This is a genomic window from Bradyrhizobium sp., from assembly GCF_035935975.1.
Classification (GTDB): Bacteria; Pseudomonadota; Alphaproteobacteria; order Rhizobiales; family Xanthobacteraceae; genus Bradyrhizobium.
In genome coordinates this window covers 162751-177629 of the sequence record NZ_DASYWN010000013.1, presented here as the reverse complement: position 1 = coordinate 177629, position 14879 = coordinate 162751, and the positions used below count along the sequence as shown (strand labels likewise).

Sequence of the window (14879 nt, the reverse complement as noted above, 5' to 3'; positions counted from 1 at the left end):
GGGCTCGCGACTTCGTCGCGCCCCGGAATGACAGAGAAGCTAGTGCGACAGAATCTTCGACAAGAACTTTTGCGCGCGGTCGCTGCGAGGCTTGCCGAAGAAATCGTCCTTCGGGGCGTCTTCGACGATCTCGCCGCGGTCCATGAAGATCACGCGATTGGCGACCTTCCGGGCAAAGCCCATTTCATGGGTCACGACCATCATGGTCATGCCCTCATGGGCGAGGTCGACCATGACATCGAGCACTTCGCTGACCATTTCAGGGTCGAGCGCCGAGGTCGGCTCGTCGAACAGCATCACGATCGGATCCATCGCGAGCGCGCGCGCGATCGCGACACGTTGCTGCTGGCCGCCGGAAAGCTGTGCCGGAAATTTCTGCGCCTGTTCCTTCAGGCCGACACGCTCCAGCAGCTGCATGCCCTTCGTCACGGCCTTGTCGGACGACCGTCCCAGCACCTTCTCCTGCGCAAGGCAGAGATTGTCGATGATCTTGAGGTGCGGAAACAGCTCGAAGTGCTGGAACACCATGCCGACGCGCGAGCGCAGCTTCGGCAGGTTGGTCTTGGGATCGTTGACCTTGGTGCCATCGACGCTGATGTCGCCGCTCTGGAACGGCTCCAGCGCGTTGACGCATTTGATCAGCGTCGACTTGCCCGAGCCCGAGGGGCCGCAGACCACGACGACCTCGCCCTTGGTGACGCTGGTGGTGCAGTCGGTCAGCACCTGGAAGGTCGGGCTGTACCATTTGTTGACGTGGCTGATTTCGATCATGACCGATACACTCTACCGAATGATGGCGATGCGCGACTGCAGGCGGCGAACGCCGAAAGACGCGATACAGGAAATGGTGAAGTAGACGACGGCGGCAAACAGATACATCTCGACCAGACGGCCGTCGCGCTGCGCGATCTTGCTGGCGGCACCGAGGAAGTCGGTGATCGAGAGGACGTAGACCAGCGAGGTGTCCTGGAACAGCACGATGGTCTGCGTGATCAGGACCGGCAGCATGTTGCGGAAGGCCTGCGGCAGCACGACGTAGCGCATGGTCTGCGCGTAGGTCAGCCCCAGCGCGTTGGCTGCAGCCGGCTGTCCGCGCGAGATCGACTGGATGCCGGCGCGCATGATCTCGGAGAAGTACGCGGCCTCGAACATGATGAAGGTGATGAGCGAGGATGCGAACGCGCCGACGCTGATCGGGCGCGAGGCGCCGGTCAACCACTGCCCGATGTAAGGCACCAGAAAGTAGAACCAGAAGATGACCAGCACCAGCGGCAGCGAGCGCATGAAGTCGACATAGATGCCGGCGATGCGCCCGAGCACCTTGTAGCCGGAGAGCCGCATCAGCGCGAGCGCGGTGCCGAACACCAGACCGCCGAGTGCGGCGAGCGCCGTCAGCGTCAAGGTGAAGGTCATGCCCTCGAAGAACAGATACGGCAGCGCGCGGCGGATGACGTCGAAATCGAAATTGGAGAGCATGGCGCTATTTCCCCGTGATGTAGCCGGGGATCGCGACCCAGCGCTCGAGGAAGCGCATTGCGGTCACGACGACGGCGTTGACGAGGAGATAGAGGATGGTGGCGGCGGTGAAGGCCTCGAACACCTGGAACGAGAACTCCTGCATCGAGCGCGCCTGTCCGGTCAGCTCGAGCAGGCCGATGGTGATCGCCACCGCCGTGTTCTTGATGGTGTTGAGGAACTCCGAGGTCAGCGGCGGCAGAATGATGCGGAACGCCATCGGCAGCAGCACGTAGCGATAGCCCTGCACGGTGGTCAGCCCCAGCGCGGTCGCCGCCATCTTCTGGCCGCGCGGCAGCGAGGAAATGCCGGCCTGCAACTGCACCGCCACGCGCGCCGACATGAACAGGCCGATGCCGATCGCCGCCGTCCAGAACGGCGCGTTCGGCAATTGCTTCAGCCACAGGCCCGCGGCTTTCGGCAGAATTTCCGGCAGCACGAAGAACCACAGGAACAGCTGCACCAGCAGCGGCATGTTCCGGAAGAACTCGACGTAGCAGAAGCCGAACAGGTTGGCGCCCTTCGACGGCAGCGTGCGCATCACGCCGACGAGCGAGCCGGTGATCAGCGCGATGATCCAGGCCAGCACCGCGGTCTTGAGGGTCAGCGCCAGTCCCGACAGCAGCATGTCGAGATAGGTGCCCGTCCCCATCGGGTTCGGCTGGAAAAAGATTCCCCAGTTCCAATTATAGTTCACGTGTCCCCCGCGCGAACGCGCCAGCTATGGATGTCCCGGCGCCTATGCAAATGTCCGGCCACTCTGGTGTCAAGAGTGGCCGGACATGATCCCGATCCAGAGATCGAGGTTCTATCTTACTTGTAGTCGTCCGGGTTCGGCGAGTCCGAAGGCTTGGCGAACTCGTTCTTCAGCTCGGCCGAAATCGGCGTGTTGAGGTTGAGGCCCTTCGGCGGAATCTTGGCCATGAACCACTTTTCGTAGATCTTCTGGCCATCGCCCGAGGTGTAGACTGCGGCCGTCGCCGCATCGACCACCTTCTTGAACGGCGCGTCGTCCTTGCGCAGCATGATGCCGTAGGGCTCGGGCTTGGAGAACGCGTCCTTGGAGATGACGTAGTCATCCGGCGACTTCGAGCCTGCGACGAGGCTGGCGAGCAGGATGTCGTCCATGACGAAGGCGACCGCGCGGTCGGTCTCGACCATCAGGAAGGCTTCGGCGTGGTCCTTGGCCGGGATGATGTTGGCGCCGAGCTTCTTCTCGACGTTGGCCTCGGTGAGCTGCTTGATGTTGGTGGTGCCGGCGGTCGAGACCACGGTCTTGCCCTTGAGGTCGTCGATCGACTTCAGGCCGCTCGACTTCTTGAAGACGTAGCGGCTGGCGGTCAGGAAGTGGGTGTTGGTGAAGGCGACCTGCTTCTGGCGCTCGGCATTATTGGTGGTCGAGCCGCATTCGAGGTCGATGGTGCCGTTGGCCATCAGCGGGATACGGGTCGCCGAGGTCACCGGGTTGAGCTTGACCTCGAGCTTGTCGAGCTTGAGCTCCTTCTTCACGGCGTCGACGATCTTGTAGCAGATGTCCATCGCGAACCCGACGGGCTTCTGGTTGTCGTCGAGATAGGAGAACGGGATCGAGGAGTCGCGGAAGCCCAGCGTGATGGCGCCGGTGTCCTTGATGTTCTTCAGCGTGCCGGTCAGCTCCTGGGCCCCAGCCTGGCTGACGGCGAAGGTCGCGGCGAGCGCGAGCCCGATGCTACGGAAATGTTTCACTTTTTTGTTCCCCTTTCAGGATGATGCGGCCGGATGCAAGCACAAATCAGACCGGATTAGAATGTGACTTTCGGCGAGATGACGGCTCAGGTTAACGGGCTCAGGTCAGTGGCTTTGGCAATTCCCCGAGATCCCAGAACAGCCCGGCCATCACCGTCAAGGCCTCTTCGGTCAATGGCAGCAGGATGTGCTCATTGGGCGCATGCTGGGAGCAGCCGGGATAGGAGTGCGGGACCCAGATCGTCGGCAGGCCCAGGATCTCGGAAAACACGTCATTGGGCAGCGAACCGCCGAAGTTCGGCAGCACCGCCGGCGGCTTGCCGGTGGTCTCCTTCACCGAATCCGCCGCCCAATTGATCCAGGGGCTGTCGAAATCGGTGCGCGAGGCGGCGAAGCTCTGGGCCGCCCGTACCTCGACCATCGGAAAACCCTTCGCGACCAGATGGGCGCGGACAGCGTCGATCAGGCCATCGACCTTGGTGCCGACCACGAAACGCAGTTGCAGCACGGCATTGGCGTGGCCGGGAATGGCGTTGGCCGGCTTCTCGATATTGCCCGACGACATCGCCAGCACTTCCAGCGTGTTCCAGGCATAAAGCCGCTCCGCCGCGGACAGGCCGTCCTCGCCCCAGTTCTCCGCAAGTGCGGGCTCATCCGCGGTCGGGACCACCTGCACGTCGGCGAGATAGCTGCGGATCTGGTTGGTGAGCCGCGGCGGCTTCAGGGCGTCGAGCTGGAGGCGGCCGTGGCCGTCGACCAGCGTCGAGATCGCGTTGACCAGGATGGTCGCGGGGTTGGAGAGCACGCCGCCCCAATTGCCGGAATGGTGGCCGCCATCGCGCAGATTGACATCGAGATGAATTCGGATGCCGCCGCGGCAGCCCAGAAACAGCGTCGGCCGGTCGGCCGACAGGCGCGGCCCGTCGGACGCCATGAACAGATCGGCCTTCAGCGCCTCGCGGTTGAGGTCGCAGACCTTGCCGAGATCGGGCGAGCCGATCTCCTCGCCCATCTCGACGATGAATTTGGCGTTGAAGCCGAGCTTGCCGCCGCGGGCCTCGCGCACCGCACGGAGCGCGGCCATGTTGATGCTGTGCTGGCCCTTGTTGTCGGCGGTGCCGCGGCCATAAAGACGCGTGCCCGCAACCGTCGTGCGCCAGGGATCGCGGCCATCGCGCCACTCGCCCTCCATGCCATCGACGACGTCGCCGTGTCCATAGACCAGCACGGTCGGTGCGGAAGCACTCTCGTGATGCTCGGCGAACAGGAACGGCGCCTTGCCGCTCGGGGATTCGACGATACGGCTGGTAAAGTCGAGCGCGGCGAAGGAGGGCATCATCTCCTGTTCCAGATACGCACGCAGCTCGGCGCCGCGTGACGGATTCTGGCTCTCGGTCTTGTAGGCGACGCGGCGGTCGAGTTCAGCGAGGAACGCACCGGATTTGAAGTCGTCCCGGGCGCGGGCGATGGCGTCGGCTCTGGTCATTGCTTTCGTTTTCAAGGTTTCGACGGGGGGCGAACCTGGCGGGCTACGCTGGCCGTCGAAAGTGGCGGGGACTTGGATAGTTCTTGTTTAGCTCTTGCTCAGCTCTTGGGATTTCGTTCTTGCTCTCTTGAGATTGGCTTGCCAAAGGCGGGACTGCTGCCGATTTTGGCCTTGCCAAGGTCGCGCTATATGCAAGAACTTCGCCAAGTTGGGGCGCACATCTATCATTCGAAGAGCGCTCAGTACAGAGCGCCGGGGGACCATGATGGCCAAACAGATCAGGCTCAACGCCTTTGCGATGAACTGCGTCGCGCACCAGTCACCGGGCCTGTGGACCCATCCGCGCGACCGCACCGCCGAATATAACCGCCTGCCCTATTGGATCGACCTCGCCAAGACGCTGGAACGCGGCCGTTTCGACGGATTGTTCCTGGCCGACGTGCTCGGGGTCTATGACGTCTATGGCAACAGCCCTGACGCAGCCTTGCGCAATGCGGCACAGACGCCGTCGAACGAGCCGCTGCTGCTGCTCTCGGCGATGGCGGCGGTGACGAAAAATCTCGGCTTCGGCGTCACCAGCAATCTCTCCTTCGAGCCGCCCTACCCGTTCGCACGGCGGATGTCGACGCTCGACCACCTCACCGAGGGACGGATCGGCTGGAACGTCGTCACCGGCTATCTCGACAGCGCCGCGCGCGGTGCCGGCAAGGACAAGCAGACCGGGCACGACGACCGCTACGACATCGCCGACGAATATATGGAGGTGGTCTACAAGCTCTGGGAAGGAAGCTGGGAGGACGACGCGGTGCTGCGCGATCGCAAGCGCGGCATCTTCACCGATCCCAGCAAGGTGCATCGCGTCAACCACGAGAGCGCGAACTACCGCATCAACAACACCATCCACCTCAGCGAGCCGTCGCCGCAGCGCACGCCGGTGCTGTACCAAGCCGGCACCTCGCCGCGCGGGCGGCAGTTCGCCGCCAAGCACGCCGAATGCGTGTTCATGTCGGGACCGTCGGCCAAGATCATCGCGCCGCGCGTCGCGGCGATCCGCCAGGAGGCCGCCGCGCTCGGCCGCAACCCGGCCGAGATCCTGATGTTCAACATGATGACGATCATCCTCGGCAACACCGAAGCGGAAGCCGCGGCGAAATATGCCGACTACCGGTCGCACATCAATCCGGAAGGCGCGCTCGCCCTGATGTCGGGCTGGACCGGCATCGACTTCTCCGGCTACGAGCTCGACCAGCAGGTCCGTCACGTCCAGAACGATGCCGGCCGCAGTGCGCTCGACAACGTCACCCGCGGCGACCCTGACCGCGTCTGGACCGTGCGCGACGTCATCGAGCATGTCGGCATCGGCGGCGCCGGCCCGGTCGTGGTCGGCACGCCCGAAAGCGTCGCCGACAAGATCGAGGACTGGTTCGAGAAGACCGACGTCGACGGCCTCAACGTCGCGTTCGCGATCTCGCCCGGCGATTTCGAGGACATCGCCGACATGCTGGTGCCGGAGCTGACCAGGCGCGGACGCTACAAGTCCGAATATGCGAAAGGCACGCTGCGCGAAAAACTGTTCGGCGACGGCCGCGCACGGCTCGACGCGCCGCATCCGGCGGCAGGGTATCGCGTGGGGAAGAAGGGGTAGAGTTCACTATCTCTCCGTCATTGCGAGCGCAGCGAAGCAATCCAGAGTCCCTCCGCGGAATCAGTCTGGATTGCTTCGTCGGAAGTGCTCCTCGCAATGACGGTGGAGAGAGCCTGCCTCACACCTTCCCGTCCACCATCACCTCGATCAGCTTCGTCCCCGGCCGGTTGAACGCCGACGCCAGCGTCGCCTTCAGCTCGCGCGGATCGCTGATCCTGATCGCCTCGCAGCCGAGTGCCTTGGCGACGCCGGCGAAATCCACCGGTGGATCGGCGAAGTCCATGCCGACGTAATTGTCGTCGCCATGGAAAGCGAGCAGGCGCTGCTTGATGATGCGGTAGCCGCCATTGTTGGCGATGACGACGTTGAGCGGCAGCTTGTGATGCGCCGCGGTCCACAGCGACTGGATCGAATACATCGCACTCCCGTCGCCGGAGAAGCACACGACGGGACGATCCGGATTGGCGATGCTGGCGCCGACCGAGGCCGGCAGGCCCCAGCCGATGCCGCCGGAGGCAAGGCCGTGATAGCCATAGCGGTCGCGATGCGGGCGCAGCGCCGTGATCTGGCGGCTGGAGGTGAGACCTTCGTCGACGAGGATGGCGTTGTCTGGCATGGCCTCGACCATTTGCAGCACCAGAAAGTCCGGATCGATCGGCGCGCGTCCCGCGGCCCTGCCGATCTGCTCGACAAGAGCGGCGCGGCGTGCGGTCCAGTTCTGTGGCGCCAGCTCGGCGAGCCGCCCCCTGGCGCGACTTGCCAGTGCGGCCCCGCCCATCTCCTTCAGCACCGGGATCAGCGCGCGCAGCGTTTCCTTGAGATCCGCCTTCAGCGCGATCTCGGCGCCGTAGTTCTTGGCGATCTCCCAATCGACGAGGCCGATCTGCACGATGCCGAGACCATCCGGCAATGCGTCGACCTCGCTATAAACAGACATCCGCAAGGGATCGCCGCCGAGCGCAATCAGCAGGTCGTAAGGCGCGAGCGTATCGCGCGCGACCTTCTGCACGCGCGCGAGCGTGCCGACGAAGCTCGGGCTCTCCGACAGGAAGTGCGAGCCATAGGGCGTCGAGGATTGGTAAGCCGCCGCACCGAGCAGCTCGGCAAGTTCGGCGGCCTCCTTCAGCGCATCGCTCTTGACCACCTCGTCCATGGTGACGATCACGGGCCGCTCGGCCTTGAGCAGGCGTGCGGCAAACGCCCTCAGCGCCTCATCCGATGGCTTCGTGCGGGCGTCGATGCGGGTGGAGCGGCCGAGGTCGATGCCGGCTTCGCTGTTGAGGATGTCGCCGGGCAACGAGATGAACACCGGCCCCGTGGGCGGCGTCATCGCGACCTTGGCGGCGCGGCGCACGATGCGCGGCAGATCCTCCAGCCGCGTCACCTCGACCGCCCATTTCACCAGCGGCTCGGCCATGCGCACCAGCGGGCCGTACAGCACCGGCTCCATCAGGCCGTGACCCTGCTCCTGCTGGCCGGCGGTCAGGATCATCGGCGTGCCCGTGAACTGGGCGTTGTAGAGCGAGCCCATGGCGTTGCCGAGGCCGGGCGCGACATGGACGTTGCAGGCGACGAGCTTTCCGGAGGCACGGCTATAGCCGTCCGCGATCGCGACCACCAGGCTCTCCTGCATCGCCATCACATAGGTGAGGTCGGGATGGTCCTTCAGCGCATGCATGATCGGCAGCTCGGTGGTCCCGGGGTTGCCGAACAGATGCGTGATGCCCTCGTCCTTGAGCAGCGCGAGAAAGGCGGAACGGCCGGTGATCTTGTTCTTCATGCTTCCTCCAGGAGCGGACGTTGCCGCAAGGACGGAAAGCATGATGGACGAAGTCAGAGGCGACGCGCAATGGAGCGCGGTCATGGCTGCGTTGCGCGAGAGCGGCAAACTGCGCGCTCGTGTCCCGGACGCGACGCAGCGCGCAGCGGTGCGGCGCAGAGCCGGGACCCAGAAATTGGCACCACCATCGCCGCTACATGGGCCCCGGCTCAGCGGTGCGTCACTTCGTGCCGCTCCGCGTCCGGGGCACGAGAGTCGCGCTACATCTCCTCCCGCCCCAGTTCGAACGGATCCTCGCCACCCGCACGCTTCTTCTTTTTCGAGCGCTGCCAGACCACGCCCGGAAAACCTTTCAGCGGCACCAGCGGCTCGCCGGTATAGGCCCATTCCTGCAACTCCTCGATCGCGATGTGATAGAGCGGCTGGCGGCCGGTGCGCTCCTTGAAAAGGGCGCGGGGGATGTTGACCATGTGCGGGCCGCGCGGGCGCTCATAGGCGATCGGCGTGCCGCAATGCGAGCAGAAGCTGCGCGTGGTCTTGGTGGCCTTGTCCTCGTAGCGGGCGAGCGCGGCTTTGCCGGAGGTGATGCGAAAGCGCTTCTTCCAGCTGCCGACATAGGTCGCGTAAGCCGCGCCGTGGGCCCGACGGCTGGGGGCGGAGTGATCGTGCCAGGCCCAGCGGGCGGGAACGTCGATCTCGAAGGTGACCTTGCCGCAGAGGCATTGGCCGGTGGCGGTTCCTGCGGCGACTGCGGCTTTGGCCATGAACGTCCCTCCGTCGTCATTGCGAGCCAACGGGTCCGCGCGAAGCGCGAACCCGTTGGCTCGCAATGACGGAATTTGTGGTGCGGTCGCGGCGTCACAATAGCCCCGTAGCCCGGATGAGCGCAGCGACATCCGGGAAAGCTCTTGCTCAGGCGAAAGTCCCGGATTTCGCTGCGCTCATCCGGGCTACGAAGTCGCCTACGCCGGCGTCAGCTCGTCATAGACGGGATAATCCGTGTACCCCTTCTCCTCGCCGCCATAGAACGTCGCGCGGTTATACGGCGTGATCGGATAATCATGCTCCAGCCGCCGCGGCAGATCCGGATTGGAGATGAAGATGCGGCCGAAGGCGATGATGTCGGCGTAGCCATCGGCAATCGCCGCATTTGCGGTCTCGCCGGTGAAGCCGCCGGCGGTCATCAGCACGCCGCTGTAGAGCGGACGGAACAGCACCATCGCAGAAGGCACGTTGTCCCAGTGAACGTCGGCGCGGCCGGCGCCGCTGGAGCGCGGCTCGATGAAGTGCAGATAGGCAAGGCCGAGCTTGTCGAGCGCCTTCACCACGTGGGCGTAGAGCGGCATCGGATCGGGCTCGCCGGAATCATTGGCGATGCCGTGCGGCGACAGCCGGACGCCGACGCGGTTGGCGCCCCAGACGTCGATTGCGGCCTGCGTGACCTCGAGCAGCAGCCGCGCGCGGTTCTCGATCGAGCCGCCATATTGATCGGTGCGCTCGTTGCTGCGCGACTGCAGGAACTGCTCAAGCAGATAGCCATTGGCGCCGTGGATCTCGACACCGTCGAAGCCGGCCGCGAGCGCGTTCTTGGCGCCCTGCCTGAACGCTTCGACGACGCCCTTGACCTCGTCGGTCTCCAGGGCGCGCGGCGTCTCATAATCGGCGATCTTGCCGTCGGCGGTCATCGCCTTCATGCCTTCGGCCTTGATCGGGATAGCCGAGGCCGACACCGGCAGCTCACCGCCATGATAGGACGAATGCGAGACGCGACCGACATGCCAGAGCTGGAGGAAGATGATGCCGCCCTTGGCATGCACGGCATCGACGACCTTGCGCCAGCCGGCGATCTGCGCCTCCGAATAGATGCCTGGTGTCGCGGGGTTGCCGCGGCCGTGCGAGAGCACCGGCGAGGCTTCGGCGATGAGCAGGCCGCCTTTCGTGGCGCGCTGGCCGTAATATTCGGCGTTGAGCGGGCGCGGCGAAAAGCTTTCGCGCTCGGCGCGCATGCGCGTCAGCGGCGCCATCGCGACGCGATGCGCAAGCTTGTACGGACCGACCTGCAACGGCTTGAACAACGCCTCGAATTTCATGGGGACCCCGGATGGCTATGAAAGGATGCGGATCATATAGCGAGGGGCGGCCGCCGGAAAAGGCGCCGCCCCTCACAAAAGCAGATATTCCCTCGCGCGGAACGCGGGGGAGAACAGGCCTTACGCCGTCTTGATCCAGACGGCCTTCACATTGAGATATTCCTCGACGTGCTGCTTGCCGGACTCGCGGCCGTAGCCGCTCATCTTGTAGCCGCCGAACGGCACGGCCGGGTCCATCGCCTGGTAGCAATTCACCCACACCGAGCCGGCGCGCAAGCTTTTCGCGACCGCATGCGCCTTGGTGACGTCGCGCGTCCACAGGCCCGAGCCGAGACCGAAGGTGGTGTTGTTGGCGCGCTTGACCAGTTCATCCATATCCTTGAACGCGATCGCGGAGATAACGGGACCAAAGATCTCCTCCTGCGCGATGCGCATGTTGTCCTGCACGCCCGCAAACACCGTCGGCGACACGAAGAAGCCCTTCGACAGTGCGCCTTCGGTGACGCGGCCGCCGCCGGCGAGCGCTCGCGCGCCTTCCTTCTGGCCGATGTCGAGATAGCCGGTGACGCGCTCGAGCTGCTGCTCGGAGACCAGCGGGCCGATCTGCACGTTGGGATCGAGGCCGTTGCCGACCTGCAGCTTCTTGCCGAACTCGGCGACGCGGCCGACAAACTCTTCATAGATCGACTGCTCGACGAACAGGCGCGTGCCAGCGCTGCAGATCTGGCCCGAATTGGCGAACACCGCCATCGCCGCACCGGGGACGGCAGCATCGAGATCGGCATCGGCGAACACGATGTCCGGCGACTTGCCGCCGAGCTCGAGCGAGACGCGCTTGAGGTTGCCGGCGGAGGCGCGGATGATCGACTGGCCCGTGACGTGCGAGCCGGTGAAGGCGACCTTGTCGACATCGTGATGCGAAGCGAGCGCGGCACCCGCGGTCTCGCCATAGCCGGGCACGACGTTGATGACGCCGGGCGGAATGCCGGCTTCCATCGCGAGTTCGGCGATGCGCAGCGAGGTCAGCGGCGCCTCTTCGGCGGGCTTGAGCACCACGGTGCAGCCGGTCGCAATCGCCGGGCCGATCTTCCAGATCGTGGCGGTGAGCGGGCCGTTCCAAGGAATGATGGCGCCGACGACGCCGATCGGCTCCTTCAGCGTGTAGGAGAAGATCTCGCCGGGCAGCGAGTTCTCGATGGTCTCGCCATGGATCGCGGTGGTCTGGCCGGCATAGTAGCGCAACATGCCGACGGCGCGGAGGCGATAGGCGCGGGTGCGGCTGAGCGGCGCGCCCATGTCGAGCGTGTCGAGCTGCGACAATTCGTCAAAATTCTTCTCGACGAGGTCGGCGAGCTTGAGCAGCAGGTTCTGGCGCTCGAACGGCTTGACCTTGCTCCAGGGGCCTTCGAAGGCGCGGCGGGCGGCGGCGACCGCACGGTCGATGTCCTCCTTGTCGCCCTCGGCGACGGTTGCGAGCAATTCGCCGGTGGCGGGATTATGGGTCTCGAAGCGCTTGCCGGAAGCGGCGTCGACCCACTTCCCGTCGATCAGCATCTGCTTGTAGGACCCGTTGGCGAACGGATGACGCGTGATCGGAATAGCCTGCGACACAGCCATGGCTGCACTCCCTGTCAGGTGATTGATTGGGTTCGATCTCGGCGGGATCGTTAGGTCGAAGAGAATACAGCGCTGCCGGAGGGGCGTAAAGGCGGCGCGGAACGAAGACCTCCCATGCCGACTTGTGCAGGGTGGCGCGAGCGCCATGTTATAGCTCGACCAAGCCCCCTGCCCGGAGACGAGCCATGCCACATCCAGCCATCGTCAAAGACAATGTTGCCGTGATCACCGGCGGCGCCTCCGGCATCGGGCTTGCCGCCGCCGAAGCCTTCGCGCGCGCCGGCATGAAGGTGTGCATCGCCGATGTCGATGAGGCGCGGCTGGCCGCGGCCGCAACAAAACTGTCATCCGTTACTTCTGCCACACATGTGATGACCTTCGCGGTCGATGTCGGCAAGGCGGAGAGCGTCAGGGAACTGGAACGCGCGGTGGGCGCGCATTTCGGTGGCACCGACCTGCTCATGAACAATGCCGGCATCCAGCCCGGCAGCACGTTGTTCGGCGAGCCCGACAATTGGCAGCGCATCATCGCCGTCAACATGTGGGGCATCATCAACGGCTCGCGCATCTTCGCGCCCGGCATGATCGCGCGCGGCAAGGCCGGCCTCATCATCAACACCGGCTCGAAGCAGGGCATCACCACACCGCCGGGCGATCCCGCCTATAATGTCTCCAAGGCCGGCGTGAAGGCATTCACGGAAGCGCTCCAGCACGAGCTGCGCAACACCAGGGACTGCCACATCACCGCGCACCTGCTGATCCCCGGCTTCGTCTTCACCGGGCTGACCGCGAAGGGCCGCACCGAAAAACCGGCCGGCGCCTGGACGCCGGAGCAGACGGTGGATTTCATGCTGGCGCGGCTCGCGGCCGGCGACTTCTACATCCTGTGCCCGGACAACGACGTGCCGCGCGCGCTCGACGAGAAGCGCATGCTGTGGGCCGCCGGCGACATCGTCGAGAACCGCCCGCCGCTGTCGCGCTGGCATCCGGATTATGCGGATGCGTTCGCAAGGTTCGTGAAGGAGGAGTGACTATCAGACCCTCATGGTGAGGAGCGCGGAACGCGCGTCTCCCGGACGATGCTTCGCATCGCCTTGAGAACCATGCAGGCCCGGCTGGGGCCTCGATCCTTCGAGACGCCCGCATTCTGCGGGCTCCTCAGGATGAGGGGATAGAGTTACGACGCCGAGCGATCAGACAGCCCTACAGCGTCTCTTGCTGGTGCCCGCAATTCTTGCAGGAGAACTTGACCCGGCTCTGGCCTTTTTCCGCCTGAACCCGGTTTGGCGCGCCGCACTTGCCGCAGACGGCCTCGATGCGGGTCGTGCCCTGCTTGACGACGATGGTCTTCTTTTCCATCGATTCGCGGATCAGGCGCTCGGCCTCCTCACGCAGGGATTGTTTCGACAAAGCTCATCTCCGCCTCTGGAAAGCGCGAGAGCCATATCGCACCTGCGTTCGAATCTCAATCGGCAATGCCGCTTCAGACCTCGACAATCACATAACTGTCTTCGACATGGACCGGAAACGTCTCGGCAACATACGGACCCTTCTGCAATTCGTCGCCGCGCTCCACCGCAACCGGATATGACCGGATCTTGACGCGTTTCGGATCGAACCAGGACTGACCGTTGCGCATGTCGAATTCCCAGCCATGCCAGGGACAGCGCAGCATCTCGCCGACACGTGATCGCTCATAGACGCCGGGCTCGGGCGAGGTGAGGCGCGCCACGCACGCCGCCTTCTCCAGCGGCGCACCTTCGTGCGGGCAGCGATTCAGGAGCGCAAAAAACTCGCCATTGACATGGAACACGACGATATCGCGGCCGGCGATATCGACGACCTTGTTGCCGCCGGGCGGGATCTCCGAGGTGGTCGCGACGATGTGACGGGCCATGCCGATCTCAGAACTTGTAGACCGCGCAGGCATTGGTGCTGAAGATCTTCTTCCGCTCGGCCTCGGTCAGCGGCGTCTTGAAGGCGAAGCGCGGATCGTCGAAATCCCAGTGCGGATAGTCCGACGAGAACAGCAGGCGGTCGATGCCGACCCATTCGATCAGCGCGCGCAGATGCCGCGCCTCGTCCGGCTCGTCGATCGGCTGGGTCGTGAACCAGAAGTGCTCGCGAACATACTCCGACGGCTTGCGCTTGAGATGCGGCACCTCGCTGCGGAAGCGCTCGAAATGCTGGTCCATCCGCCACACCGCCGATGGGATCCAGCCAAAGCCGCCCTCGATGAAGACGATCTTCAGTTTTGGAAACCGCTCCGGCACGCCCTCGATCACGAGGCTGGCGAGCTGCGCCGCGATGGTGTGCGCGTTCGACTGGTGCTCCTCGACATAATAAGACGGCCAGCCGCCGCCGGTCGGTGCGTGGCCGCCGTAGCCGCCGACATGGATGCCGAGCGGCAGGTCGAGCTCCTGCGCGCGCTCGTAGATCGGCCAGTAGCGGCGGCGGCCGAGCGGCTCGTTGGCGCGCGGCGAGACGTTGATCTGGATGTATTCGCCGATCTTGGCGCAGCGCTCGATCTCGGCAATGGCGAGGTCCACCCCGTCCTGTCCGACCAGGATCGAGGCCTTCAGGCGCGGATCCCGATGCGACCAGAACGCCAGCTGCCAGTCGTTGATGGCGCGCTGGATTGCGGCGCCGAATTCGAGGTTCTGCTGCGAGAAGATGAAGAGGTCGAGCACCTGCAGGATGCCGAACTCGACATCGAGCGGATCGAGATGCTGCTTCTGCATGAAGGCGAGATCGGACCCGGGCGGCCCGCCGGTCGGCGGCCACGCATCGCGCCGCGCGATCAGCGGCGAGGAGCGCGGATAGGGCGTGGTGAAGAGATAGGGCGTGCGCAGATGGCTGCCATATTCCTTCAGGTGCTGCTGCCAGCGTTTCGGCAGGAACTCGTTGAGGTCGTCGAACGAGTGCAGGCTGGGGTGCACGTCGCAATCGACGATGCGCAGCCGGCTCGCAGCGGGCTTCTCGTCGTCACGCAGCGGACGGTCGATGACTTCACTCATGCGA

General features: G+C 64.6%; 14 protein-coding genes. 2 read left to right on the top strand and 12 right to left on the bottom strand.

Going from position 1 to position 14879, the window contains the following annotated elements:
* Positions 1–39 precede the first annotated feature (39 nt).
* The 5 genes from VGR99_RS06510 to VGR99_RS06490 all read right to left on the bottom strand — a co-directional run bounded on the left by VGR99_RS06510 (position 40) and on the right by VGR99_RS06490 (position 4726).
* Positions 40–771: an amino acid ABC transporter ATP-binding protein gene (locus tag VGR99_RS06510; RefSeq protein WP_326897503.1), complete on the bottom strand. Its 732-nt coding sequence runs from the start codon at positions 769–771 to the stop codon at positions 40–42.
* A gap of 12 nt (positions 772–783) precedes the next feature.
* Positions 784–1476, bottom strand: a complete 693-nt coding sequence (locus VGR99_RS06505; protein ID WP_326897502.1) for an ABC transporter permease subunit — start codon at positions 1474–1476, stop codon at positions 784–786.
* Between the two features lie 4 nt (positions 1477–1480).
* The gene (locus VGR99_RS06500) at positions 1481–2212 is read right to left on the bottom strand and encodes an amino acid ABC transporter permease (RefSeq protein WP_326897501.1); all 732 of its coding nucleotides are present in this window, start codon (positions 2210–2212) and stop codon (positions 1481–1483) included.
* 116 nt (positions 2213–2328) lie between these two features.
* Positions 2329–3240 (bottom strand): amino acid ABC transporter substrate-binding protein, encoded by a 912-nt coding sequence (locus tag VGR99_RS06495; protein WP_326897500.1) that lies wholly within the window; start codon positions 3238–3240, stop codon positions 2329–2331.
* Positions 3241–3340: 100 nt separating this feature from the next.
* Positions 3341–4726 (bottom strand): M20 family metallopeptidase, encoded by a 1386-nt coding sequence (locus VGR99_RS06490; RefSeq protein ID WP_326897499.1) that lies wholly within the window; start codon positions 4724–4726, stop codon positions 3341–3343.
* A 265-nt stretch (positions 4727–4991) separates the two neighbouring features.
* Between VGR99_RS06490 and VGR99_RS06485 the strand changes: the two genes are divergently transcribed.
* Positions 4992–6371, top strand: a complete 1380-nt coding sequence (locus tag VGR99_RS06485; RefSeq protein ID WP_326897704.1) for an LLM class flavin-dependent oxidoreductase — start codon at positions 4992–4994, stop codon at positions 6369–6371.
* 118 nt (positions 6372–6489) lie between these two features.
* Here the strand turns inward: VGR99_RS06485 and VGR99_RS06480 are convergent, their stop codons facing one another.
* From VGR99_RS06480 to VGR99_RS06465, 4 genes are all read right to left on the bottom strand, one after another.
* A complete protein-coding gene (locus tag VGR99_RS06480) occupies positions 6490–8151 on the bottom strand; it encodes a thiamine pyrophosphate-binding protein (RefSeq protein ID WP_326897498.1) in 1662 nt (553 codons plus the stop codon).
* Positions 8152–8411: 260 nt separating this feature from the next.
* Positions 8412–8915, bottom strand: a complete 504-nt coding sequence (locus VGR99_RS06475) for a GFA family protein (protein WP_326897497.1) — start codon at positions 8913–8915, stop codon at positions 8412–8414.
* A gap of 198 nt (positions 8916–9113) precedes the next feature.
* Positions 9114–10241, bottom strand: coding sequence for an alkene reductase (locus tag VGR99_RS06470; RefSeq protein WP_326897496.1), 1128 nt, complete (start codon positions 10239–10241; stop codon positions 9114–9116).
* A 120-nt stretch (positions 10242–10361) separates the two neighbouring features.
* Positions 10362–11858, bottom strand: coding sequence for an aldehyde dehydrogenase family protein (locus VGR99_RS06465; protein ID WP_326897495.1), 1497 nt, complete (start codon positions 11856–11858; stop codon positions 10362–10364).
* A gap of 185 nt (positions 11859–12043) precedes the next feature.
* Between VGR99_RS06465 and VGR99_RS06460 the strand changes: the two genes are divergently transcribed.
* On the top strand, positions 12044–12889 hold the full coding sequence (locus tag VGR99_RS06460; RefSeq protein ID WP_326897494.1) for an SDR family NAD(P)-dependent oxidoreductase: 846 nt from the start codon (positions 12044–12046) through the stop codon (positions 12887–12889).
* 172 nt (positions 12890–13061) lie between these two features.
* On the opposite strand, the gene VGR99_RS06455 is transcribed toward VGR99_RS06460, so the two are convergent.
* The 3 genes from VGR99_RS06455 to VGR99_RS06445 all read right to left on the bottom strand — a co-directional run bounded on the left by VGR99_RS06455 (position 13062) and on the right by VGR99_RS06445 (position 14875).
* A complete protein-coding gene (locus VGR99_RS06455; RefSeq protein WP_326897493.1) occupies positions 13062–13268 on the bottom strand; it encodes a hypothetical protein in 207 nt (68 codons plus the stop codon).
* 73 nt (positions 13269–13341) lie between these two features.
* Positions 13342–13755: a Rieske (2Fe-2S) protein gene (locus tag VGR99_RS06450; RefSeq protein WP_326897492.1), complete on the bottom strand. Its 414-nt coding sequence runs from the start codon at positions 13753–13755 to the stop codon at positions 13342–13344.
* Between the two features lie 7 nt (positions 13756–13762).
* Complete coding sequence (locus tag VGR99_RS06445; RefSeq protein ID WP_326897491.1) at positions 13763–14875, bottom strand: amidohydrolase family protein; 1113 nt, start codon at positions 14873–14875, stop codon at positions 13763–13765.
* Positions 14876–14879 lie beyond the last annotated feature (4 nt).